Origin of the sequence: Leptospira wolffii serovar Khorat str. Khorat-H2, from assembly GCF_000306115.2 — a bacterium.
GTDB classification, from domain to species: domain Bacteria; phylum Spirochaetota; class Leptospiria; order Leptospirales; family Leptospiraceae; genus Leptospira_B; species Leptospira_B wolffii.
Map to the genome: position 1 here is coordinate 286,202 of NZ_AKWX02000004.1, position 24,130 is coordinate 310,331.

The 24,130-nt window shown below is 46.3% G+C and carries 16 protein-coding genes; 7 read left to right on the forward strand and 9 right to left on the reverse strand.

Annotation, left to right across the window (positions count from 1 at the left end):
* Positions 1 to 76: 76 nt before the first annotated feature.
* The 4 genes from LEP1GSC061_RS01365 to LEP1GSC061_RS01380 are packed head-to-tail and all read right to left on the reverse strand — an operon-like array spanning position 77 to position 5,720.
* The gene (locus tag LEP1GSC061_RS01365; RefSeq protein ID WP_040507553.1) at positions 77 to 2,023 is read right to left on the reverse strand and encodes an LTA synthase family protein; all 1,947 of its coding nucleotides are present in this window, start codon (positions 2,021 to 2,023) and stop codon (positions 77 to 79) included.
* Positions 2,024 to 2,040: 17 nt separating this feature from the next.
* The gene (gene feoB, locus LEP1GSC061_RS01370; RefSeq protein ID WP_016544014.1) at positions 2,041 to 4,182 is read right to left on the reverse strand and encodes a ferrous iron transport protein B; all 2,142 of its coding nucleotides are present in this window, start codon (positions 4,180 to 4,182) and stop codon (positions 2,041 to 2,043) included.
* A 3-nt stretch (positions 4,183 to 4,185) separates the two neighbouring features.
* The gene (locus LEP1GSC061_RS01375) at positions 4,186 to 4,422 is read right to left on the reverse strand and encodes a FeoA family protein (protein ID WP_016543542.1); all 237 of its coding nucleotides are present in this window, start codon (positions 4,420 to 4,422) and stop codon (positions 4,186 to 4,188) included.
* Positions 4,419 to 5,720: an ABC1 kinase family protein gene (locus tag LEP1GSC061_RS01380; protein ID WP_016543816.1), complete on the reverse strand. Its 1,302-nt coding sequence runs from the start codon at positions 5,718 to 5,720 to the stop codon at positions 4,419 to 4,421. Before LEP1GSC061_RS01380 ends, LEP1GSC061_RS01375 begins: the two co-directional genes overlap by 4 nt.
* Positions 5,721 to 5,917: 197 nt before the next feature.
* Between LEP1GSC061_RS01380 and LEP1GSC061_RS01385 the strand changes: the two genes are divergently transcribed.
* Positions 5,918 to 7,921, forward strand: coding sequence for a helicase (locus tag LEP1GSC061_RS01385; RefSeq protein ID WP_040507556.1), 2,004 nt, complete (start codon positions 5,918 to 5,920; stop codon positions 7,919 to 7,921).
* 210 nt (positions 7,922 to 8,131) lie between these two features.
* Here the strand turns inward: LEP1GSC061_RS01385 and LEP1GSC061_RS01390 are convergent, their stop codons facing one another.
* A complete protein-coding gene (locus LEP1GSC061_RS01390) occupies positions 8,132 to 8,404 on the reverse strand; it encodes a hypothetical protein (protein ID WP_040507892.1) in 273 nt (90 codons plus the stop codon).
* Positions 8,405 to 8,499: 95 nt separating this feature from the next.
* Positions 8,500 to 11,046: a methyl-accepting chemotaxis protein gene (locus LEP1GSC061_RS01395; protein ID WP_016543472.1), complete on the reverse strand. Its 2,547-nt coding sequence runs from the start codon at positions 11,044 to 11,046 to the stop codon at positions 8,500 to 8,502.
* Positions 11,047 to 11,246: 200 nt separating this feature from the next.
* On the opposite strand from LEP1GSC061_RS01395, the gene LEP1GSC061_RS01405 reads away from it, so the two are divergent.
* Positions 11,247 to 12,200, forward strand: coding sequence for a metallophosphoesterase (locus LEP1GSC061_RS01405; protein WP_016544129.1), 954 nt, complete (start codon positions 11,247 to 11,249; stop codon positions 12,198 to 12,200).
* A gap of 3 nt (positions 12,201 to 12,203) precedes the next feature.
* Here LEP1GSC061_RS01405 and LEP1GSC061_RS01410 read toward each other — a convergent pair whose 3' ends face one another.
* Positions 12,204 to 13,322, reverse strand: a complete 1,119-nt coding sequence (locus tag LEP1GSC061_RS01410; RefSeq protein ID WP_016544099.1) for a tetratricopeptide repeat protein — start codon at positions 13,320 to 13,322, stop codon at positions 12,204 to 12,206.
* Between the two features lie 344 nt (positions 13,323 to 13,666).
* Here LEP1GSC061_RS01410 and ilvB point away from each other — a divergent pair, with 344 nt between their 5' ends.
* The 4 genes from ilvB to LEP1GSC061_RS01430 all read left to right on the forward strand — a co-directional run bounded on the left by ilvB (position 13,667) and on the right by LEP1GSC061_RS01430 (position 20,373).
* A complete protein-coding gene (gene ilvB, locus LEP1GSC061_RS01415; RefSeq protein WP_040507895.1) occupies positions 13,667 to 15,376 on the forward strand; it encodes a biosynthetic-type acetolactate synthase large subunit in 1,710 nt (569 codons plus the stop codon).
* Positions 15,373 to 15,852: an acetolactate synthase small subunit gene (ilvN, locus tag LEP1GSC061_RS01420; protein WP_016543957.1), complete on the forward strand. Its 480-nt coding sequence runs from the start codon at positions 15,373 to 15,375 to the stop codon at positions 15,850 to 15,852. The genes ilvB and ilvN overlap by 4 nt, the downstream gene beginning before the upstream one ends.
* Positions 15,853 to 16,087: 235 nt before the next feature.
* Positions 16,088 to 18,163, forward strand: coding sequence for a methyl-accepting chemotaxis protein (locus LEP1GSC061_RS01425; protein ID WP_016543890.1), 2,076 nt, complete (start codon positions 16,088 to 16,090; stop codon positions 18,161 to 18,163).
* A gap of 134 nt (positions 18,164 to 18,297) precedes the next feature.
* Complete coding sequence (locus tag LEP1GSC061_RS01430; protein ID WP_016543758.1) at positions 18,298 to 20,373, forward strand: methyl-accepting chemotaxis protein; 2,076 nt, start codon at positions 18,298 to 18,300, stop codon at positions 20,371 to 20,373.
* Positions 20,374 to 20,402: 29 nt separating this feature from the next.
* Here the strand turns inward: LEP1GSC061_RS01430 and hemW are convergent, their stop codons facing one another.
* Together hemW and LEP1GSC061_RS01440 are read right to left on the reverse strand one after the other, a co-directional pair.
* A complete protein-coding gene (gene hemW / locus LEP1GSC061_RS01435; RefSeq protein WP_016543862.1) occupies positions 20,403 to 21,566 on the reverse strand; it encodes a radical SAM family heme chaperone HemW in 1,164 nt (387 codons plus the stop codon).
* On the reverse strand, positions 21,563 to 23,344 hold the full coding sequence (locus tag LEP1GSC061_RS01440; RefSeq protein ID WP_016543494.1) for a glycoside hydrolase family 3 protein: 1,782 nt from the start codon (positions 23,342 to 23,344) through the stop codon (positions 21,563 to 21,565). The genes hemW and LEP1GSC061_RS01440 overlap by 4 nt, the downstream gene beginning before the upstream one ends.
* Positions 23,345 to 23,442: 98 nt before the next feature.
* Between LEP1GSC061_RS01440 and LEP1GSC061_RS01445 the strand changes: the two genes are divergently transcribed.
* Positions 23,443 to 24,126: an arylesterase gene (locus LEP1GSC061_RS01445; RefSeq protein WP_016543586.1), complete on the forward strand. Its 684-nt coding sequence runs from the start codon at positions 23,443 to 23,445 to the stop codon at positions 24,124 to 24,126.
* Positions 24,127 to 24,130: the final 4 nt, after the last annotated feature.

A 24,130-nucleotide genomic window follows, 5' to 3' on the forward strand; every position in this document is an offset into this window, starting at 1 on the left:
GGAAAGAAGGGAAGGATTTCTCGGGAAATTCTTCTCCCTTCCTTTTCGAGTATTCGGATTCTTAAGTTCTGAGATTCTACTTATCCGGAAAGATCCGATTCGAATTCAGAAGATCGTAGCTTAGATTCAAGAATGCCTTGGCCTTATATTCGTAAAGATCGCAGGTCTTTTGGAGGGAGGCACATTTTTCTCCGGCTCGGTTCCAAGGCATGGGATAGGCTTCCCTCAATTCTCCTTCCGTTGACCTATAAAGAGCGTAATCGTTTTCAATCCATCCTATCACGCTGGAAAAAGCGAAATAGGCCGAGGAGTTCGTAGTAGGGGTAGAAAGCAGATCCTTTCCGAAAGAAGAGAATCGGACTTTTTTTCCCACAAGGCCGAGTATCGTAGGGATGATATCGAGCTGGGAGGAGATTCTGGGATCCGTTCCGGGACGGATGTATTTGGGAGAATATAATAAAAAAGGAATGTTTCTGTCTTCGAACGGATTCAGGTCCCTGTGATGGGTATGATCCGCTACGAATACGAAGACCGTATTCTCGAAATACTTGGATTTTCTCGCTTTTTTCAGAAATCTTCCCAGCGAATCGTCGGAATATTTATAGGTATTGAAATAATCCGAATCCTTTAGGCTTTCGGGAAAAGGGTCTCGCATCCCCTCAGGTACCTGATAGGGATAGTGTGTGGTTAGAGTGAGCGTGACCGCTGCAAAGGGCTGTTTGGCCGATTCCAGAGTCGTATTCAATTCTTCTAATACGTCTCCGTCGTAGAATCCCCAAGCGCCCGACTTATATTTTCCTTCCTTTTCCATCTCGGTTTTTCCTACGATCGTATCGAAACCCCAATGAGGAAAAAGAAAGCTCATATTATCGAAGCCCACATCTCCTCCGTGGACGAAATAGGTGGAGTATCCCTGGGATTTAAGTATGGAGCCTAGTCCCCCGAAGCTTCCCAAGGCTTGGTGCGTGCGGACGACCGTAATGCCCGGGCGGTCCGGAATTCCGGTCAAAACAGAGAGTAACCCGTTGACAGTCCTTCCTCCGGTGGCGAAAAATCGGGGATAATATCTTCCCTGGGGAACGAGCGCATTGAAATTAGGGGCGAGTTCCTTGCCGCCTACGATTCCGTCTCCATTGGGCTTTAGAAATTTACCGGTCCAGCTTTCGAGAAGAACGATCACTATATTCGGAGGCGTTCCTTTTCTGGTTTCTCGCGTTTCCCTCAAAATCGGATATTCTTCCGATACGAATTCTGCTCCAGGATATTCGATTTCCTTTCTGACGATCCGGATCGCTTCTTCTCTTTGCATCTGCAATTCGGGAAGAATGGACTTGGACTTTAGATCCATAATCGTCGTAAAGACTCCGTTCAATGGAAGATTGTTCAAGAATCCGTTTTCGGAATGGATGGCTTCGGTCGAGCGCAAAGGTCTAGACTGGAAGCCTCCTCGAAATAGAAGCAAGGCGACGAGGATGGAGATGGGAATTTGCAGGAGTTCCGATCTTTTCTTGTCGGGTGAAAACTCGTAACCGTTGTATTTTATGAAAAGATAAATTAACGACGGTAGGCCGATCATAATTCCGAAGAGCCCTAAGACCACTTTTAGGGTATCGTTTTTGATTCCAGCCTCTATCAATATGAGAAGATCCTTTCCCAGGAATACGAATCCTTCGTAACCTAAATGCTTATCGGCTTCTCCATAATATATGGTGTCTCCTATGAGATGTCCAGTCATCCAGAGAAAGAGTAGAATGGGGAGAATTCCCCAAATATATCGGAAAGTCTTCCAACGATTGGCGAAATGTAGGGAAGAGAGAAACCAGGAGGGGCCGAGGACGATCGCGATTACCGAAAGATCGAAACGGATTCCGATCAAAAAAGAAAGAGCGACCTCCGACCAGGGAGAATCCCCTACCTTGGGGAAATAGATCGCTAAAAGCGCGAATCTAAAAATCGTAAGTAAGCTTAAAAAGCATAAGGCGTAGAACCCGAGTATACGTAGATTTGCCGGAATTTTTTTCATTCTTTCCCCTTGGAGTTTTAGCTCCACCCGAGAAATATCGCAGAGTGGTAGACCAAGAACGAGGAAACGTATGCAAGAATCGTCATGTAAGTAAACATAAAAAACGGCCAGACCAGTGAATTCGTTTCTCTTCCCACCACCGCCAGCGTGGACATACATTGGCAGGCAAAGGCGAAAAATACGAGCAAACTAAGCGCGCTCGCGACAGTCCATACGGGTCTTCCCGTTTCCGGATCCTTATCTTTTCTAAGCGCGGATCTCAGATTTTCGTCTTCGGAATCTTCTCCTTGGATTCCGTATACGATGGAAAGAGTGGATACCATGACTTCTCTCGCAGCAAAAGAAGTGATGATTCCTAAGCCCATTTTCCAACCGAAGCCTATGGGAGAGAGCACCGGTTCCATCGATTTTCCCATTCTTCCCGCGTAGGACTCCGAAATCTGCAGGGATTTTGCCTGAGCCGGGCTTAGATTCACGGTCCTGGACGATTCTACCCTGGGATAATTCGCCAAGAACCAGAGTAAGATGGAGACGAATAGAATGACCTGGCCCGCGTTCATTAGGAAAGTCTTAATCTTCTTGTACACCGTAAAGAAAAGACTACGAACCGAAGGCAATTGGTAACGTGGGAGTTCCAACAGAAAATAGGAAGGCTCGGATTTAAAGAATGTCTTCTTGAATAGGAACGCCATGGTCATGGAACCGAGCATACCGAGTAGAAAGAGTCCGAAAAGAGCCGTAGCCTTGGGAGAAAACACACCTAGGATCGGATTCGAAGAGAATACGGTACCTATGACAAGGATATAGACCGGGTATCTGGCCGAGCAGGTGATCAGAGGAGAGACAAGAATTGTAGTCAGTCTGTCCGCCTTATTTTCTATCGTTCTAGTTCCCATAATCGCGGGAACGGCACAGGCGGCGCTGGACAAAAGAGGGATAAAGGATTTCCCGGAGAGCCCGAATTTGCCCATGAATCGGTCCATGAGGAAGGATGCCCTGGCGATATATCCGCTTTCCTCCATGATTCCTATGAATAGAAAAAGAAAACTGATCTGGGGAATGAAAACGAGTACGGCTCCGACTCCTCCTATCACTCCTTCTTGGATCAGGGATCGGATCGGGCCGTCCGGTAAGAAGGTTCCGGTCCATTCCGCCAAATCGGCGATTCTGGATTCGATCCAGTCCATGGGGACCTCGGACCATGCGAATAGAGTCTGGAAGACCAGGGCCATAAGTCCTAGAAAGACCAGAACTCCCCAAACGGGATGGAGTAGAATTTTATCAGCAAATCCTAATATTCCGCTTTCTGAAACCGCAATTCCGGAAAGAGATTTGGAGAGTACCTTTTTGATCCAGATAGAACGTTGTACCAGTTCTTCTCCGTAGGAAAACTCGAGCTTGGATTTCTCCCATTCCTTTCGTACCAGTTCCGATGCGTCCGGAGGAAGAAAAGAGGAGGCGGGCAGATCCTTTTGTAAGGTTTCTCCGCTTAATTCTTTTAAGGTGTTTTCGACCACGAAACGCAGAGAAATAGGATCGAAGGAGGAGAGCTTATCCATGATCGAATCGATGAGCGCGGTTCTCTTTTTATCCCAGCGAAAATCCGGGTTCGGAATTTTGTAGGAGGATTCTTCCGAGATCGCCTTGCGGATCGCATCCACACCTTCCCCCGACTTCGGGTTCACGAAATAAAAAGGAACTCCGAATGTTTTGGAGAGAACACCCAAATCCAGACTCACTCCCTTCTTCCCTAATGCGTCTTTCATCGTGACGGCTACGAACATGGGAATCTTGAGCGAGGCAATTTGCAAAAGGAACTGCAACCCTCTTTCGATTGCGACCGCGTCCAACACGAATAATAGACGGTCTTCCGGATTTCTGGATAATAGTATTTTAGTCGTAACTCTTTTGTCTTCCGACTCTCCGCCTAAGCTATATGTACCCGGCAGGTCGATGAGGGATAAGGAGCCGTGCTCCGAATGAATTTCACCCTCGGCTCTTTCTACGGTGACTCCGGGAAAGTTTCCGGTCTTTTGTCTTAAGCCTGTAAGTTGATTGAATAGAGTGGACTTTCCGCAATTCGGATTTCCTGTCAGAAGAATTCGAGCTGATCGGGATGCGTTTGCTGGATCTTTTACGGGAGGCGAGAGAGTTTTCATTCTTTATTCCAGTTCTAACAGTTCCGCTTCCGACTTACGAAGCGCTAATTTCACCAAGCCGACTTCCACGATCAGCTTTTCTTGTTTCGGATATTTTTCCAGGACGGTGATTTTCGTTCCGGGGAGAAAGCCCATATCCAACAGGTTTCGTAAGAGTCCTTTCTTGCCGGATACTTGCTTGAGTCGGGAAAGGATTCCGGATTGCCCGGGCTCCAAGCCGAAGAGTGAAGAATCTTTCATCGTATGAATTTTTCCCTATCCCGAATCAAATCCAATTCGGGAGCGAATGTTTTTATGTATCGATCGAAGTACAGAATTTGTTTGATCAGAAGCCCAAATTCTTTAGGAATCTTTAAACCGTTTCGGTCTGCGATCTCCCTAAATTCGAATAGAAGCGCGTTTAATTTTTGTTCGTCGAAGGCTTCCAATTCTCCCATTTGGATATTTGCCACCATTCGATTCATCTGCTGGAATACGTTTTCGAGGTCGGCAGCAAGTTTTCTTTCATCGACTCCCTGGGCCGTTCCGTCCATTTGAACAAGCCCACTTGCGATTCTGTCCGTACGATTCAAGGCCAAGCCTTCCAGAAAAATCATGAGGCCTTCCCATACTTTGGAAGAGATCCTTCCTACAATTCCGAAATCGATGAATCCTACGGTTCCGTCCCTAAGGATCATTAAGTTTCCTGCATGCACGTCCGCGTGGAAAAAGCCGGATCGAGAAAGAGTGGAAAACCAGATTTCCAACGCGTCGGATAGAGTTCTGGAGGGATTATTTGAGAATTTTCTAAGAGAGACTTCGTCCGTAATCGGAGCCCCGTAGAATCTTTCCATGACTAAGACTCTTTTTGTGCTTAGATTCTTGTATACTTTCGGAACTCTGGCTCTGCTTTCGCCGACCGATAAAAGATGGGATTCGAATTCCTCTATATTCTTGGCTTCCTTGTGGAAATCTATCTCTTCTAAAATGGAGGATTGAAACATACCGATCATATCGGATAGGCCGGATCGGTTCAGTCCCGGCACGAAAATTTCGAATAATTTGGAAGCTAGATACAGTAGATTTAAATCCGCTCCTAGGGCCGCTTCTATATCCGGTCTTTGGACTTTTAGAACTACGTCTAGGCCGTCCTTGGTCACCGCAGAATGCACCTGGGCGATGGAGGCAGAGGCCATGGGAACAGGATCTATGCTTTGGAATAGATCCTTGTATTTCGGGCCTAATTCTTTTTTTAAAACGCCTTGCACATCTTTGAAGGGAAGTGGTCGTACGGAATCCAAACATTTTTGCATTTCGGAAACGATTTCTTCCGGAAAGAGAGAAGGGGCCGAAGCGATAAATTGGCCTAATTTAATGTACGTTGCGCCTAACTCCTCAAAGGCTTCTCTCAAACGGATGGGTAGATTCTCGGAACTCTTGCCTCCCACCGCCAAGTCTTTGAGTAGAAGTAGGGTCTTGGTAGAGAATACAACGCTACTAGTGACGACTCGAGTCACCCCGTTGATTCCTTGCTTGAGTTGTTCTAGAAATCCGGACATCCGAACTCCAGATTAACAGGGCAAGAAAGGAGGACAATCCAAATCGGGATCGTATTGGAACCTATTTTTCCCCGGGAACCGACCGACAGACTGCTTGGGTCTATTTAGAAGCCTCGGCCCCGGAAACCGTATTTTGGTTTACGGGAGCGGTGAGAATTACAGGATGGCTTTCGAACGATATATTCGGTCAGTGTGGTATGAGCGGCGAATCAGTTTTATTGCAAGAATTAGAAAAACTCGAACTGAACGACCTAAAGAAGACCGCCGCTCTATGGAATATTTCCAAGCTCCCGTTCAAGGAAAAGAATAAGAACGTTAAGTTCCTTTACGATAGTTTCCTGGACGAGTTCTACCTCAAGTGGGTTCTCGAAAAACTTACAGTCCTTCAAGTCAATATCTATACTTCCATTCTAAAGAACAAAAATGTTCTTACTTTAGGAGAGATTTCCCGTAAGGTGAACATTCCTCCTATCAACGTGGAGATGGAACTTAATCTTTTACGTAAGTATCATCTCGTTTACCAGAGAAAGAATCGGGAACGATTAACCAATAACCTTGATAAATATCATGCATACGAGGAATTGGCCTCCCTGGTTTCTCTGGACCAGAACATAAAAGGAGACAAATACAAAGTCTCCGTCGAAAAACTCTTAGATCGTAAGAAGCTTACCGATATTTCCGCAGAATGGAAAAAAGCGGTCAAGGCTCCCGCTAAGATCGACAGTATCCGCAAATTCATCACTCACGCGACCTCCGCGGAGGCGTACGAGGCTTCCATCCTGGCGTTATCCGAATTGGAAAGGGATACCATCGTTCGCATTTATCTGAGCGGTGGAGCCGCGGATGCGGATGATATCAGAAGTTTCATCGTGATGAGTCGGGGAAAATACGAGACCATCATTCCAGCGCTAGTGGAAAAAGGGCTCATTGCGGACGTTTGTTTCGTAGAGGAAAAATTCGTTCGTATCTTCGCATTGCCCGAAGAGTTACTGAAATACATCCAACATAATCCGATTCTACCTTCCGTTAAGAAGGGGACCCGCCAGAGACAGGAAAAACTCGCGACTAACGAGTTGGATTTCTTCCTAAACACCAAAAAGCTTCTTTCTTATATCAGTAGAAAGGGGCTGGTGCTCGCCAAATCGGGAAAGGTCAAACAGGCGGACCATAAGAGAACCGAGCAGGAACTTTTAAATCCGGATATCAGCATCTTCCCGGAAAAAAGCCAGATCTATCAGATGGAGTTGATTCTTCCCATTCTGAAACTTTTGAATCTGGTGGATATCAAAGGGGAGAATATCATCCTACGCGGGGATCTGGACGGATTCCTGAGCAAGGATATCTTCGAGATCATGAAGATCGTGATCCATGAAGTCAACGAGGCAAGGATGAAACGGGTGAATCCTCCCGAAGTGTTCCAGCCTACGGAAATGCCTTTTTACGATAAGATGATCCTGGACAAATGCGTGAATCTAATCATCAAGTCCAAGAGAATCCATCTTTCCGTCATATTCTCCAATATCATCCGGGATCATTTGATCTTTAGCCCGGGCTTTCGGACAAAAAATCTGCAAACGGATCTCGCAGATCTTCGCAAGGAGATCATGAGTGCCATCTTCTATCTGCATCTTTTCGGACTACTAGAAGTGGAGTATCCGAATCGTTTTCTCACTCTTTCCAAATTGGGAGAATATTTCTTCCAAACCGGAGAATTATCCAATGCAACCGAGAAGGGCGGAATCACGATCAACCCTGACTTCTCGGTGATTGCCTTCCCTGAGAAAGTTTCCATCTACGGAATCCATCTCCTAAAGGCTTTTACGGAATTAAAGGATTACGATCGGGTCTATACGTTTGTCCTCACCAAGGAAGCCTACCAGTTAGGAATTCTATTGGGATACAAGACCGCCGAATTCGTGGACTTCCTCAAGGCTTCCAGTCGTGCGGAGCTCGCTCAAAACCTTCTATTCCTCTTGGAGGATTGGGGCGGTAATCTTCCGGTCGTGGAGATCGCCGAGGATTGCGTTCTTGTCCGTACCAAGGATCAGAATGTGATGGAGCTCCTACTGGGACAGATCAAGGGCAAGAAAATCGTTCTGGATGAAATCGGACCCACGGCGGTGCTCGTGGATAAGACTAGAGTTCAGGATGTGATTACCGTTGCCGAAAAACTCAACCTGATCATCAACCTAACCCGCTAAGACCGGTTTTCCTCTAGAGGAAGTTCATATCACGCATGGGATGTCGCGTCATCGGGTCTCGATGCAAGAACTAGGCTTTGCTTTTAAGTTTCAATTAAAAGACTCGTTTTTTGAGCCGGGTTTGGAAGAGGAAATTGAGGAGGATGGTCCCCGAGTGATTTTCGAGGACCGAAATTGCATCGCGGAACGAGGCCGCGCGTCGTCTTAACGCTACTCGGGAGTGACTTTGATTTTGGCTTTGAACTCCCATTTGCGGAATGGGGCTAAGGCCTGTAGCCTCTCTTCGCTAACGAAAAATAGACCTTCTCCGAATTTGACCAAGCCGCCTTTATAATGTGCGTATTTGGTTTTATGATCAATGAGACCGATTTCCTTTACCTTATTCCAATCGTCACAAGTTTTCAGGGTCGGGACTCTCCTGAGATACAGTTCCTTGATCGAACCGTCTTTTACCGAGTCCCGTAAAATCTTTTCCCATTCCATATAAGCGCAAATTAGAATAAATTCTCTAAAAAGCAACTAGTTTCCGATTCTTTTGTTTTCCCTAGATTTTCCGGATCTGGGGAAAACTTAGGGAATCAAAAATGGAAATACTCGGCTTGTCTTTTCAAGTCCTCCGATAAATGAGCAAGGCCGACGGAGCCGGAACTCAACTCTTCCGTGGAGGAAGCGTTGGACTGAGTGAGATCGTTGATACCGGAGATCGTCTTGGAGATTTCTTCGATGGCGATTTTCTGTTCTTGGATCGCCGCCTGGATGCTTTCGGATCTCTCTTTGACCTCGCGGCCTTTTAGATTCACCGCTTGGTTTCTTCTCAATTGTTCGCTCGTAAAGGAAGCCACTTCGGACATGCTGGTATTGATCGTCTCGATTCTCTGGATAATCCCTCCTATGACGAGAACGGTGTCGCGAATATTCCCCACACCGGCCCCTATCTCGGATTCGTTCGCCTGGATGATCGCGTCGATTTCCTTGATGCTCTCGGAGGTTTTGTCCGCAAGTTTGGAAATCTCGTCCGCAACCACGGCAAATCCTTTTCCGGCGGCACCCGCTCTCGCGGCTTCTATGGCGGCGTTCAAAGCCAAAAGGTGGATCTGCTCGGAGATCGTAGTGATGATTTCTATCACACCCGAGATCTGCTCGGAACTCTGGGAAATCTTGCGGATACTTTGGTCCGTGAGTTCCAAGGATTTTCCACCCTTCCGGGCCTCTACGGTGATTTCCTTTACTTGAGACAAAGTTTGGTTCAGATTGGAGGATGTATTTTCCACGGAAGCGGAAAGTTCAGACATCTCCGTATCCAAAAGATTCAAGAGAAGGACCTGTTCCTTGGTTCTATGAGAGACGGAATCCATTCCCGCGGATATTTCCTCGATAGAGGCGGAAATTTCCTCAGAGGCCGCCGCTTGGCTTTGCGCGTTATCCGAAATAGTACGTAAAGTATTAGACATTTCCTCCGACGAACTCGCCAGGCTATGCGAAGCGTCGGAGATCTTTTGGAGGACTCCTTTGACTCTTTGATTGAACAGATTGATACTGATCGCCATCTCTCCGATTTCGTCCCGGGCGAGTACGACCAGTCTGCTTGTAAGATCTCCCTCCGACATTCTCTCGATCAAGTCCTGGCTTTCTTTCAAAGGACGAAGGCTCTTGGTAAGAATGAGATAAATTACGAAACCTATCAAGAATAGTCCGAAGAAGGAGAAGATCACCATGATCACTGCCGTATTCATCGCTTCTTCCGCGATTTCCTCGTTGATGATCGCCGCGAAAGATCGGAATCCGTATTTTTGGTTCGTATGCATTATGAGATACTTATAGGAATCGTCCATAATGTAACGGATCGGAACGTTGTCCTGAGCGTTTTCAAAGGCGGACGCGAAAGGCAGATCCTTCATTTTCTTTAGCTTTAGTTCCGGACTGACATGGTTAATGAAAGTCATTTTGCCGCTCATTAACCCCGGATAACCCGTTTGTCCGATCTTTATGGATGCGAGAATATTGTCGGTTAGCGCCCCGATTCTTAACGCAAAAACTAAAAACGCAGGTTCCCGGTTCTGGACATCGAATTTACGGATATATAATATCACGGGAGACTTATCTTCAACGGAGGGAACCGGCTCGCTAAAGAAGGATTTTTCCGAAGAAGGCAGTGCCATGATTTCCGAAACGGAAGGCATTTGGAAATTGGTGATCCATTCTTCCATTTTATTTCCGGAGAGGCTTCCGGTTCCGATCAGGTAACGAAATTTTCCTTCCGATTCCGTCCAGATTCCGATCCCGTCGAATTTATCCTGGGTCTGTGCGAATCCTAAAAGTTGGATCTCCAAATCCCGGACCTTATTTTGGGCCACGAGTTCGGGCAAGGATTTGCTTCTGACCAAAAATCCGGCCTCTACTTCCGTCTCCTCGTAGATTCCTTGGGTAAGCAGATCCAAGGTTCTGGCCGCGTTCTTCATTTGGCCTATATACGCCTTCTTTAAGGATTCGTAATTTAGTTTATAAACGATTGCGGAGACCCCGATCGCCAAGACGAAAACGATGGTGAAGAAGATCAAAGCAAGAGCCTTGTTCAGGCTGATTTTAACGAGAGAATCCACCGAAATGGATCCGAACAGATCTGTACGGCTTAGGTTATCTTTAAGCCAATCCGTGATGAGGTAGAAATAAGTTCCGCTCGCGAAAGAAGCGAATATGATCACTCCGAAGAAATTATAATAATCCGTCTTACTGACGGGGACTAAGAATTCGATAACTGCGACTAGAATTCCCCCTCCGATGAAAATCCTGATCAGGATATCCACACCGTGAAGAATCGGAAGCCGGAACAAAGACTTTTGGGCCTTCATTACGGTTTCCCTGTCCACGGCACCAACCTTGAATTGACGGGCATATTCTTGAAGGGGTTTTAATTTGAATTTTGCCGCGAGTAGGCTTGTGAAGATTCCGGCAAGGATCACGAACCCGATCGCCATGGGCAGTCCCGGGACCGCCATAAAATCCAATTCTAGGAAGTAATCCAGAAACACGAAGGCGACCGGGATTCCGACGAGATAGGCGAGAGCTTCGGTGAGTATCAGGAAGTTACGAATGAATGTGCCGATTTCTTGATTTATGTTTCTCATAGGCGATTCCTAGTTCCGATTCGGAGAATTTCCCGATCGAATTTTTGTCTTTAGTACGGGTTTTTCTTCCCTGAAGAAGATTCGCTTCCGCCGCGGACTGGCAAGGCGGATTTTATAGTTGAATTCTCTTTTGACCTGATACAGATAAAAGAAGTTTCTATAGTATCGGAAGCCGAAAGTAGTTTTTTTAGGATGAACCAATGACAAATGATTCCACCGAAATTCGAATCGCATTGGTAGGTGATATCCACGGGTTCTGGACGATGGTCGATACGGAATATTTCGGTAGGAGTTCCTACGGGAGCATTTTCTTTACGGGGGATTTGGGGAACAACCGTCCCGGAAATGCCAATCGAATCGCAAAAGAAATCGCAAAGATTCCTAAGCCTAAATACCTAATTCCCGGAAACCACGACAGCACATCGTTTTTTCAATTAGCGGTAGAGCTTTTCGGATTCTCCCCTAAACTGGGAAATCTTTCCTTTCCGCTGCATCTTTTGAGATGGAAAAAGTTCCTACACGACTTAGGGGATATAAGAGTCTGCCGCTATAATCTATTTTCGGAAAGTTCCGACTATTCACTATTAGGTGCAAGGCCCCTTTCCATGGGAGGAAGATTGAATTTTATTCCTTTCTTAAAATATTTCCACGGAATCGGTACGATGGAAGAATCCTCGCAACGGCTTTTATCCTTACTCGCAGACACCGATTCGCAAAAAGACCTTTTGGTACTTGCTCATAACGGACCATCGGGACTCGGTGCGAGGGCCAAGGACATATGGGGCTGCGATTTTAGAAAAGAAGAGGGGGATTTTGGGGACGGCGACCTGGGCGATTTCATTCTAGAATCCGTCCTAAGGAACCGGGCTCCCAAAGTTGTGGTTGCGGGTCATATGCACCATTCTTCTCGAAAGGGGAAACAGAAGACACGCGTATGGAAAAAAAGAAAGGATGGAATTCTATACGTAAATCCGGCTCGAGTTCCCAGAATCTTCACTGATCCGAACGGAAACATCTGGCATCATCACGTCGCTTTGGTCAGACGGAACGGAATTTGGGACGCAGATGCGATTTTTCTAAAGAATGGGAGGGAGGAAGTTTTCCCTCTCCCGGAATTCCTGGAGAGGGAAAAGGCAAGCATACAAGAGGAGTAAGAATTACTCGGAAAAGGCTTCCAGCTTCTGTTTTACTTCCTCGTTCAAAGGCTGCTTTCTGTGAAATTCGTTCAATAGCTTGAGCGCGTCGTCTTTCTTGCCCATATCGTAATATAGTTCCGACAGTTCCACAACCGGACGAGGGTCCATAGGGAATTTTCTGTACAGATCCAAATAAATCTCTTCGGCCTTGTCTCTCGCACCTTTCATCTTAAGGGAAGAGGCTTTTCCTAACAGAGCGAAGTAGTCCTCTCCTTCGGATAGAATACGGTTGAAGCATTCCAACGCCTTGTCGAATTCTCCCATACCTCGCAAGCTATCCGCGTACCTATTGATGATGAGTTTATTATCCGGATCGAACTCCAGGATTCTTTCCCAAAACTCGTTGGCCTTGCGGAAATCCTTTTTGCCTCGATAGGATTCGGCTAGTCCGTATAACGCGAAGAAATTGCGCGGATCTAGATCGGCGGCTCTTCTATAATAACGAATCGCCTCGTCGAAGTCTTTAATCTTACGATAACTGTTTCCTATTTCGGTCAGGATCTTGATGTTATCCGGCTGGATGACTAAAAGTTTCTCCCACCAGCTGATCGCGTCCTTGTATCTTTGGCACGCGAAGAATAAATGCCCTAATCCGACGATCACATACTGATCCTTAGGATTGATCTGCAAGGCTTGCATGTAATACACTTCGGACTCTTTGAAATTCTTCAGTTTGCGATGTGCATCCGCCACTCGACTTAGAATGGAAGCGTCCGTAATCGTGATATGTCTGTATTCTTCCGCGACCTCGATGACCCGATTGAGTAGGTTCATTTCTCGGTAGCAGTTCATGAGTCCCATCAGGGAAAATTTATTGGATGAATCCTCTTTGATGCATCGATTATAAAAGTCCAGTGCCTGTCGGAATTCCTTGCGCTTGAAGTGGAGATCCCCCATGCCGACTAACCCGTAAGTATTAGTGGGTTCCTTGGCCAAAAGCTCCTTCAGTTTGGATTCCGCCTTATCCCATTGTCTGCTATCGAGATAACGGTAGGCTTCTTTCGCTAAACTCTTGATTTGCGCGAAGTGGGAATCTTCCTCTTCCTTTCCGGTTTGTGTTTTTTCAATGGGTTCGCTCATGGGACCGAGGGTTCCTTTTAAATTTATGGGAAAGAATCTTAGAGACTCTTACTCAATTTTTTATTTAATACTATTTTGACGGATGAGTAAAGGTTTTCCTTGTTACTAATTCCGTAAAGAAAATTTGAAATCGTAAAAAAAGAGCTCTTATATTATGGTAACCCTTCCCCTAACCAGAAGGTTGTATCTTAAGATCCTAGACCAAGGTGTAGGAGAGGAAGTTTCGAGGCAGAGCACTATGATATTTTTAGGGACGAACCGCATCTTTGGTTGGAGTTCCTACACGGGGAACCTCCTTGACAGGTCGTTTAGGCCGCATGGAATGGATTCTGAACGAGGGAAAGATGTCGAAAAGCGAAGGAAAAATAACCGGTGCTAGGTTGATGGTCGAACTCCTGGAAGAATACGGGGTCGACATCGTATTCGGGTATCCGGGCGGCGCCATTCTGCCATTTTACGACGAATTATACAAAAGTAAGAAGATCAAACATATCCTAGTCAGACACGAACAAGGTGCCATTCACATGGCGGAAGGTTACGCTCGTTCGACAGGAAAACTGGGAGTTTGCATTGCGACTTCCGGCCCGGGAGCTACCAACCTCGTTACCGGTCTAACCGATGCCAAATTGGATTCGGTCCCGATCCTTGCCATTACCGGTCAGGTGGCTACGAACACGATCGGCACGGACGCTTTCCAAGAGGCGGATATTTACGGTATCACCATACCTATCACCAAATACAATGCACTTATCAAATCCGCCGACGATTTAGCCCGTCATTTTCAAGAAGCGACTCTGATCGCTTTGGGAGGGAGACCGGGACCTGTGCTTCTGGATTTTCCCAAGGACGTGCAAACGGAACTCACGGACGTTAGAAAAGCGGGTCAGCTGAAAATCAATCCTAGACATTACGAAAAGCCGAAGATCGGTGGAGATCTGGAATCCTTTGCCGCGGCTCTAAACCAAGCGAAGCGTCCCTTACTATATGTAGGGGGAGGTGCGATAAACGCGAATGCCGCCAAGGAAATCAAAGAGTTAGCCGAGAAGGGAAATATTCCCGTGACGACCACTCTTATGGGGATCGGTAGTTTTCCGGGAACTCATCCTCTTTCCGTGGGAATGTTGGGTATGCACGGAACCGCCTATGCCAACAAAGCAGTATTAGAATGTGATTATATTCTAAATTTAGGTGCTAGATTCGACGATCGGGTCGCTAAACCGGGAGAATTCGCGGAGAATGCCGTTCGCGCTCATATAGATATAGATACCGCGGAGTTCAATAAGAGAGTTTCCGTGGATCATCTATTGCACGGAGATCTGAAGCAAGTATTGCAGGCTCTAATCCCTAAAGTGAAGCCGGCGGATCGCAAGGAATGGGTCTCCCTACTGGACGGCCTAAAGAAATCCCATCCGCTGGACTTCGACGACAATACGGATACTATCAAACCCCAGGCTTTCCTGAAAAGATTATTCGAAAAAAGTAAAGGAAAGGCGATCGTATCCACGGATGTGGGTCAACATCAGATGTGGGCCGCGCAATATTATCTTTTCGACGAACCTAATCGTTGGTTGACTTCCGGGGGACTAGGAACGATGGGATACGGCTTGCCTGCTGCGATCGGAGCTAAATTCGGAAATCCCAAGGATACGGTGATCTGCGTTTCCGGAGACGGTTCCATTCAGATGAATATACAGGAACTCGCTACGATTGCAATGTATAAGAAGGGAGTTAAGGTACTTATCTTCAATAATAACTTTTTAGGTATGGTTCGCCAGTGGCAGGAACTTTTCTACGAGGAAAGATTCTCCGAATCGGAATGGAATTATAATCCTGATTTCGTGAAATTGGCGGAAGCCTATTCCATCAAAGGACAGAGGATTTCCAGCAAGGGAGAAGTGGACGCGGCTATCGACGCCTTTTTGGAAAATGACGAAGCCAGATTATTGGAAGTGATGATCCCTGCGGAAGAGAAAGTTTTCCCGATGATTCCTGCAGGCAAGTCCCAGAAAGACATGATCGAATTTTCCGACGCAATCCGGGCCGGTAAAAAATGAAACATATACTTAAGATTTTAGTAAATAACCATCCCGGGGTCATGAGCCATGTATCGGGACTCTTTACGAGACGTAGCTATAATATAGATTCTATCGCGGTTGGAGTAACCGATAACGCGGAAGTTTCCAGCATGGTTATAGTCGTCAAAGGGGACGACGGAGTGGTAGAGCAGGTAAAACGCCAGCTTCTAAAATTGCCGGACGTAATCGAGGTAGAAGATTTAGCTTATCACGACTGCATCAGCAGAGAATTGATTCTAGTCGTGGTAAAAAGCGACGACGTAAACCGCACCGAAATCATTTCTATTTGCGACGTTTTCGAGGCGAGAATCGCGGATTTGACCAAAACTTCCCTGACTATCGAATTCTCCGGAAATACGAGACAGGTGAATCATTTCATAGAGATGATGCAAAAATACGGAATCTTGGAGATCGCTCGTACCGGTCAGATCGCTCTCCGATATAGATCCGTTTAAACCGTTTTGTAAACGAATTTCTTATGTCTACTCAGGGTCCTTTTCATTTTCAAGGGCCTTTCCATATTTATAAATTAATTATTACATTTAGGTTACAGAACGTTCCCATTTTTGGAAAGTTTGGGGCGGAAAAGAAAGTAAGTTACGCGTTTCTGTGAGTAGATTCTTACATTTCTGTTTCGAAGAACTTTTTTTTGTTCCTAAATTCCCTATTCTCGATTTAAATTCTCGGCCTATGAGTATTCGAACGAGAATTTCACTTTATCTTTCCTTGGTCTTATTCTTAGGTTTTACGGTTCTGACTGCCATCAATTCCGTTCTGTCGTACCGAAGCCTTCATTCGGAGATAGAAGTCGGCTCAGCTCTAAGCGCGGAACGTTACACATTCGAAGTAAAGGATTATTTGGATAATGCGATGGGGATGACCCGCGGATTCCGTATGCTTCTGATTTTCTCGAATCCGAAAAGACAGGAAGTCGTCGATACGATGCAGGAGATTCTACGCAGGAATCCGAAATGGTTCGGCATGTGGACAGTATACGAACCCGATGCTTTCGACGGAGCGGATGCCCAATATAGAAATACTAAGGGTCACGATGCGACAGGGAGATTCGTGACTTATGTACATTCCGTAAAGGAAAACGGAGAGGCGGTAATCGAGCCCTCCATCAATTACGAAAACACGGATAGCTCCGCCGATTTCTATCAGGTACCCAAGAAGACAATGGAGCCTCTAGTGACGGATCCTTACGATTATCCGGCGGGAGGAAAGATCGTTCAAATGATCTCTCTTTGCGTTCCCGTAAGTAACCACGGAAAATTCTGGGGTGTACTCGGTATGGATATCACCACCGCGCAATTGCAGGAAAGTCTAGGCGGGATCAAACCGTTTCGAGGGCAGGGTTATCTGGCTTTGATTTCTCCTAAGGGCCTCTATGCGGCAAACGGAGGTAATCCGAATCTTGTAGGTAAGAAGATTCCGGACGAGAATGAATGGAAGCTTGTCCTGGAAAAAGCGGAGGGAAGCGAAAGATTCACATACGAGTCCGAAGGTTTTACCCATCATTTCTTCCCTTTTAAGATTGGCAAGGGCCAAAAACAATGGGTGATGCAGATAAGCATTCCGGATAAGATTTTCGCGGATGAATTGCTCGGAGTTGTAGGACAAAATGCGATTTCTTCCTTAGTTATTGTGCTTATGATCGTAGTAGTATTGCATTTTATTTTCCAAAGATTGATTTCAGCGGGACTTCTCACCGCTATCGGCTTCTCCGAAGAGATTGCGAAAGGAAATCTTTTGGCCTCCGCAGACTACCGAAGAAAAGACGAGATCGGTGCGTTACTCTCCGCCATGAATACGATGAGAGAACATTTATTTAATGTGGTCCGCGAAATAGGGGTTTCGACATCCCAGCTTACGGGAACCGCCGAAAAGATGGCGGTTTCTTCCCAGAATTTTTCCGACGTGGCCCAAACTCAGGCTTCCGCCGCGGAAGAATGTTCCGCAGCGGTAGAAGAATTAGCCGCCTCTGCCCAGAACGTGGGAAAATCCATGGAAAAGGCGGTTTCTAGTATGAGAGAAATCGACGGTAACGTTGTAAGATTGAAGGAACAAATCGCAAGTATCAACGACGAGATGCAAGGATTGGTAAGTCTTGCAGTCGCCTCGAAGGATGAGGCCGTTACGGGAGAAACCGCAATGAGCACTTCCAACCAAGCGATGGGAGCGATCGGAGATAGCGCTTCCAGAATCAACGAGATACTTTCCTTGATTACCGAGATTTCGGAGAAAACGAACCTCCTGGCATTGAATGCAGCTATCGAGGCGGCGAGAGCGGGCGAGGCGGGTAAAGGGTTTGCGGTTGTGGCCGAAGAGATCGGAAAACTTGCCTCTCAGACTTCCACGAGCGTACAAGAAATCTCCGGTCTTGTAAATTCCACGAACAACGCTGTCCTCGACGGAAATACCAAAATGGGAGAGGCTTCCGAGGTATTGAAAAGGATTAAGGATAGAGTGGACGAATTCGATCGATCCGCCAAGGCAGTACTCGTTTCCGTTCGAACCCAAGAGGATAATACGAGAGAAATAGCGCAAAACGCAAATAGTCTTATGACTTTCAGTTTGCAGATAGAAGAGGCCGTAGGCGAGCAACGTAGGGCGACGGAGGAAATCACGAAAACCATCGTGAGCATTTCCGAAGGAACCCAGGAGATTGCGGGAGGAGCGAACGATCTTACTAGCTTCTCCGGCGATATGCACGGACAATCGGAACAGCTCGCCAATCTGATCGGAAAATTCAAGGTAGGATGACGAGCTTTTCGACCGAAATCTTTCCCGAATTTTTTCGAATTAGGTAACATAATCGGATTCGAAAGATTCGGTTTCCGGAGCTCGTTTTTTCAAAAAGTTTTTACCAAAAACCGACTCTTGCCTAAGTTTGCAAAATGAGTATTCGGTTCAGGATTTCCCTGTATATCTCCTTGATACTATTCGCCGCGTTTTCCGTACTCGCGGCTTTCAATTCCTATTCATCCTATAGCAATCTAAGGGAAGAAGTGGAGCAGAGTTCCGACGTTACGGCCGAACGTTGGTCCTATGAAATCATGGAGCAGCTCAATACTCTAATGGGTTTGATCCGGGGATTCAGATTTCCTTTGATGTACGCTTCTCCTCCTAGAGAACAGGTGATTCAGACCATCGAGGAAATTCTGAAGAGAAACCAGGACTATTTCGCTATGTGGGTCTGCTACGAACCGAACGCGTACGACGGAAAGGATTACGCATATCGGAATACAAGGGGACATGACGCGAGTGGTAGATTCATCCCTTATCTGAATAGGGCCAAGGCAATTGATAAGATAGAATTGGAACCTTTACGGGATTTCGATAATACGGATGGTTCCGGGGATTATTATCAAGTCGCAAAAAGGACCAACCAAATGGCGGTGGTGGGTCCTATCAATTATGTTGCGAGCGGAAAGGATACGCTCATGATTTCTCTCGTCACTCCTATCAGCCTGGATAAGAAATTCTACGGAGCTGCGGGTTTGGATATAGATCTCAAATCCTTGCAGGAAAAATTAGGAAGCAAGAAACCTTTTCGAGGCAAGGGATTTCTAGCCTTTATCTCTCCGGACGGTCTGTATGCGATCAACGGAAACAATCACGAATTATTAGGTAAGAAAATTCCGGACGAAGCGGAGTTGAAAAAATATCTGGAATTCAGCAAAGCTGGCAAGAGATTCGTTCTCGAATCCGACGGTCATACGAATTTTTACTTTCCATTCCATATAGGAAAGGATCCTAAGTTTTGGACCCTTCTCGTATCCATTCCCAATTCCGTATATTATGAAAATATAGGAAGCATCATTCTTCAATCCGCGGTTTCCGCCTTGATTACCTTGGCTTTGGTTTTGATCGCCTTGAATCTTATTTTCGATCGATTGGTAAGCTCTGGTCTTTTGAAAGCGATCGGTTTTTCCGATGAAATCGCGAAGGGAAATCTCCTGGTCAAAAGCGATTACGCGAATCAGGATGAGATCGGAACCTTATTATCCTCGATGGATCAGATGAGATCCAATATTTTAGGCGTCGTTACCGAGATGCGTTCCTCCTCTAAACGATTGAGCTCCAAATCGGAAGAGATGGCGGTTTCTTCCCGGAATTTTTCGGACGTCGCCCAAACCCAAGCATCCGCCGCGGAAGAATCCTCCGCAGCAGTGGAAGAATTGGCCGCTTCAGCTCAGAATGTGGGAAAATCCATGGAACAAGCCGTGGAGAATACGAGAGAAATCGACGGAAACGTGGTCAGATTGCGGGAACAAATCGTGAATATCAATGGAGAAATGCAAGGTCTCGTAAATCTTGCGGTGGAATCCAAGAAGCAAGCGATAACGGGAGAAGGCGCCATGGAAGCTTCCACTTCCGCGATGGGAGAAATCGGAGAAAGCGCATCCAGGATTACCGAGATTCTCTCCATCATTACCGAAATTTCCGAAAAGACCAATTTGCTCGCATTGAATGCGGCTATCGAGGCCGCGAGAGCGGGTGAGGCGGGAAAAGGCTTTGCGGTTGTCGCGGAAGAAATCGGAAAACTTGCTTCTCAAACTTCCACGAGCGTTCAGGAAATCGGCGGACTCGTGGATTCCACTAACGATGCGGTGATGAATGGAAACGCCAAGGTTCAGGAGGCGGCTCAGATACTGAAGCGCCTCAGGCATAGTGTAAACGAATTCGAGACTTCCGCAAACAAGGTCCTAATTTCAGTTAAGGAACAAGAAGAGAATACCGGAAGGATCGGAAAAAGTTCCACTACTCTGATGAACTTCAGTATGCAGATCTCCGAAGCGGTCGCGGAGCAGAAGAATGCCACGAACGAAATCACGAAAACCATCGTGAGTATCTCGGAAGGAACTCAGGATATAGCTGGAGGAGCGGACGATCTTACGTCATTCTCCGAAGAGATGCTGAGTCTTTCCGAGCAACTTTCTCGTCTGATCGAAAAGTTTAGAATAGATTGAATCTCTAAAATACAAAAGGGGGGGACTTTTTACTCTTCCGTAGCCAGATCCAGGATCTCGGAGTCCAGAAAAAGGACTGACTCCTTGTTCCAGCGGAATATGGTCCCGTCCATGGAGCATTTCCCTTCTTCGGATTTTTTTCTCAATTTGCCCATCAGGCCTTCTTTACGATCGCCTAATATATCAAAAAAACCGCTTAGATCCACGGGAAGGAAGATTCTAAACAGGGAAACTAAGAGTTCTTCGAAAGGGTCGGAAGTTTCATATTTTTCCGTCTCCAATCTTTTTAAATATGTCGAAGTGTTTCTGGGGTTGGAATATCTTCCTCCCGGCAAAAAGCCGTGAGCTCCCGGGCCGATTCCCATATAATATTCGTAGGTCCAGTATTTCATATTATGACGCGAGAACATTCCGGGTTTGGAATAATTGGACACCTCGTATTGTTCGAAACCTTTGGATTCCAGAAAAGAAGGTAAATTCTTCAGAACGGACTCCTGCATTTCCTCGGAAGGAGCTTGGGAGATTCCGGAAGATACTTTGCGGCTGTATTCGGTTCCCTTTTCCACGGTTAAGGCATAGATGCTGATATGCGAGACACCCGCTTTCAATACGGATTCTGCGTCTTCGTAAAATTCAGATTCATTCTGCCCGGGAAGCCCGAAGATCAGATCGGCACCGAAATTGCGTATGGGTGAGTGGGAAAGAGTTTCGAGGATTCTGGGATAAGTATCCGGATCGTAATACCGATCCAGGAATTTCAGATTTCTAGGAAGAAAGGATTGGATTCCCACATGGACCCGATTCACTCCCGCCTGGTATAAGGAAGTCAGATAGTCTTCGGTAATGTCCTCCGGGTTGCATTCTAGACTGATTTCCGAATTTTCCGAAAATAGAATATTCGATTTTAAGAATCGAATCAAATCCGCATATCTTTCGGGCGAGGCCTTGGAAGGAGTGCCTCCTCCGAAAAAGATCGTATCGAATTCCTTCCTTTTTAATTCGGGAAAGGCTCCCAATCTCGCGGAAAATTCTTCCTTATATCTGGAGAATAATTTCCCTTCCAGAGGAGAAGGCTCTAGACCGATTCCCTCCGAATAGAAATCGCAATAGCTGCATTTATGTACGCAAAAAGGATAATGTACGTAAATACCACCCGTATTAGTCTTTCGAACAATATGAGGGTTTTGGCTCAATCGACCTTTCCGCTTTGTGCGGTTTTGTCCGATTCGATTGTCGCGGCCTTATGTTGCAGCGGTTTCAGAATCAGGTCTACGAACGGAATCTCTTCCTTTCTCTCCAGAACCGAATACACCAAGGCTCTTTTGGATTCTAAGGTGGGGGAAAAAGAGAATAGGATTTTCAGATTTTCCAAGTGGGAGAGTTGCAGAAAAGGGGTTCCGTAATGCAAAAGAACGAACTCGATATTCGGATATTTTCTGGCAAGGGAAGCACCTAAGTCCAGCTCCAATTGAGTAAGAGAGCTTAGGACCACGCGCTTTCCTTCTTTCTTATCCAATTTTTTTCGAAGCTCCGTCAATTCCAGATTCGTAATGGATCGTTTGCGCAATTCTTCCGTAAACTCGGGTCCTTTTAAAGCAAATAGAGTATCTTTAGCTCCAATAGCATCCGTCCGGAAACTCTGGGGAAAAGCGACAACGGCCTTGCGACTTACCTGTTCGTTTAAGGTATCGATATTCCATTCCGCAAATCGGACGTCTCTCTGCTTGTCTTGATTATTATAATATTCTTTTAAAGACTCAGGGATTTCCTTAGGGAATGCGGTTGCAGCTCTTCCTTTCTTATCGGTCGAGACGAATTCCCATACGATTCCGTACTTGAGTTTATGAAGGATTTGGCGCTTGACGGCTTCTTTAAGGACGTCCTTGCCGTCTCTTTGTAATGTTCCTTTTTTGTAAGCGGCCAAAATTTGATCTTTCATGGACTCGGTCGTCTTGCCCCAGCTAGTCATAAGGATAATATCCGCTCCCGCTAATAATGCGAGAACTCCTGGATCGTCCTTTTGATAATGTTCGTCGATGGCGTCCATTTCCATCGCGTCGGTGACGATAAGCCCCTTATATTGCAAATCCTTACGTAGGATATCCTGGAGAATACGAGGAGAAAGAGTAGCCGGAAAGTTAGGATCGATTTTAGGATACACGATATGCGCGCTCATAACCGCATCGGCTCCGTTTTCTATGGCTTTACGAAACGGAATGAGTTCGAATTCTTTCAATTCTTCCAGGGTTTTCTCTATTTTAGGAAGTCCTAAATGACTATCCACGTTCGTATCCCCGTGACCTGGGAAATGTTTGATAACGGGGATAGAACCTCCGGCTCTCGCTCCTTCTTCGTAAGCGATCCCCGCATTCAAGACGGTTTCCAAATTGCTTCCTAGAGAACGGGTATTGATGACAGGATTATCCGGATTATTATTGATGTCCAGATCGGGAGCGAACAGAAAATTCAATCCTAGCTTACGAAGTTGGTAGGAAGTAACGAAACCCACCTTTCTCGCCAAATCGGCATCCTTGGTTTGCCCTAAGGCCATGGCTCCCGGAAATTGAGTGACTCCGTCTTTTACCCGAATGACTCTTCCTCCTTCTTGGTCCACAGAGATGAGAAGGGGAAGCCCGGCGACTTCCAAACTGCGATTTTGCATTGAATCGTTCAGACTCTTGATTTCGGAGGCGGATCCCAGATTTCTACCGAATAGAATCACTCCGCCCGGTTTGATCGTATCGATTTCTTTTGCCGCGATCGGATCTAAGACGGTTCCCGGAATCGCCACATGGATGACCTGTCCGACCAATTCTTCCGGACTCAATTTCGCGGTAATCTCCTCGGCTTGACGAAGCATTCCGTCCTGGATTTCCTGGGCCTGGAGTTCGCTTCTGTAATGCGTAAGCCAATGGAAAGAGAATAGACCGAAAACGATTAGAAAGGCGATAAGAAGAAGCCGTTTAAACATACGTACTACTTCCTAGTCGTATGCGGATCCGTAAAGCAGAACTTAGAGCCCGGAATTTCTAGGACCCTTAGGGTTTGCGGGAGTTCTAAGAGGAGATTATGAACCTTTATATTCGCCGAATCCCCGAACTTGCCTTTATTCTTCTTTGTATTTTTCTCCTACAATGCGGGGAGGAGGAAAAGAAACCCAAGGAGGGAAACTTGAATCAGTCCGAAACGGAGAAGGGCGGAAAAAGGATCCTGTATTTGGGAGATAGTCTGACCGCGGGTTACGGACTGGACGGTCCGGAAGAGGGATTCGTTTCCTTGGTATCTGAAGAACTAAAGAAGAAGGTGCCCGATCTGGAATACGTAAACGCGGGAGTGAGCGGGGACACCACATCCGGAGGGCTCGCCAGGTTAGATTGGGTATTGAACGGCAGATTCGATGCGTTCGTTTTGGAATTGGGCGCAAACGATTCCATGAGAGGAGTATCCACTCAAGTTACGGAAGAGAATTTAAGGGAAATCATACGTAGAGTGAGGGCTAAATATCCTTCCATTAAGATTCTTTTAATCGGGATGCAGACCTTTCCGAATATGGGGCCCAAATATGTGAAGGAGTTTCGGGCGATATTTCCTCGAGTGGCTAAATCGGAAAAGGTGGATCTCATGCCTTTCCTTTTGGTAGGTGTAGCGGGGGACCGAAGCCTAAACCAAAGCGACGGAATCCACCCGACCGCTAAAGGTCATAAGATAGTGGCTAAGAATGTTCTGCCTTATGTGGAGAAATTGATTCGATAGACGC

Bases quoted from the DNA above. Each gene is read 5' to 3' on its own strand.
- LEP1GSC061_RS01365 (WP_040507553.1), bottom strand. From the start codon at position 2,023: ATGAAAAAAATTCCGGCAAATCTACGTATACTCGGGTTCTACGCCTTA.
- feoB (WP_016544014.1), bottom strand. From the start codon at position 4,182: ATGAAAACTCTCTCGCCTCCCGTAAAAGATCCAGCAAACGCATCCCGA.
- LEP1GSC061_RS01375 (WP_016543542.1), bottom strand. From the start codon at position 4,422: ATGAAAGATTCTTCACTCTTCGGCTTGGAGCCCGGGCAATCCGGAATC.
- LEP1GSC061_RS01380 (WP_016543816.1), bottom strand. From the start codon at position 5,720: ATGTCCGGATTTCTAGAACAACTCAAGCAAGGAATCAACGGGGTGACT.
- LEP1GSC061_RS01385 (WP_040507556.1), top strand. From the start codon at position 5,918: ATGAGCGGCGAATCAGTTTTATTGCAAGAATTAGAAAAACTCGAACTG.
- LEP1GSC061_RS01390 (WP_040507892.1), bottom strand. From the start codon at position 8,404: ATGGAATGGGAAAAGATTTTACGGGACTCGGTAAAAGACGGTTCGATC.
- LEP1GSC061_RS01395 (WP_016543472.1), bottom strand. From the start codon at position 11,046: ATGAGAAACATAAATCAAGAAATCGGCACATTCATTCGTAACTTCCTG.
- LEP1GSC061_RS01405 (WP_016544129.1), top strand. From the start codon at position 11,247: ATGACAAATGATTCCACCGAAATTCGAATCGCATTGGTAGGTGATATC.
- LEP1GSC061_RS01410 (WP_016544099.1), bottom strand. From the start codon at position 13,322: ATGAGCGAACCCATTGAAAAAACACAAACCGGAAAGGAAGAGGAAGAT.
- ilvB (WP_040507895.1), top strand. From the start codon at position 13,667: ATGTCGAAAAGCGAAGGAAAAATAACCGGTGCTAGGTTGATGGTCGAA.
- ilvN (WP_016543957.1), top strand. From the start codon at position 15,373: ATGAAACATATACTTAAGATTTTAGTAAATAACCATCCCGGGGTCATG.
- LEP1GSC061_RS01425 (WP_016543890.1), top strand. From the start codon at position 16,088: ATGAGTATTCGAACGAGAATTTCACTTTATCTTTCCTTGGTCTTATTC.
- LEP1GSC061_RS01430 (WP_016543758.1), top strand. From the start codon at position 18,298: ATGAGTATTCGGTTCAGGATTTCCCTGTATATCTCCTTGATACTATTC.
- LEP1GSC061_RS01440 (WP_016543494.1), bottom strand. From the start codon at position 23,344: ATGTTTAAACGGCTTCTTCTTATCGCCTTTCTAATCGTTTTCGGTCTA.
- LEP1GSC061_RS01445 (WP_016543586.1), top strand. From the start codon at position 23,443: ATGAACCTTTATATTCGCCGAATCCCCGAACTTGCCTTTATTCTTCTT.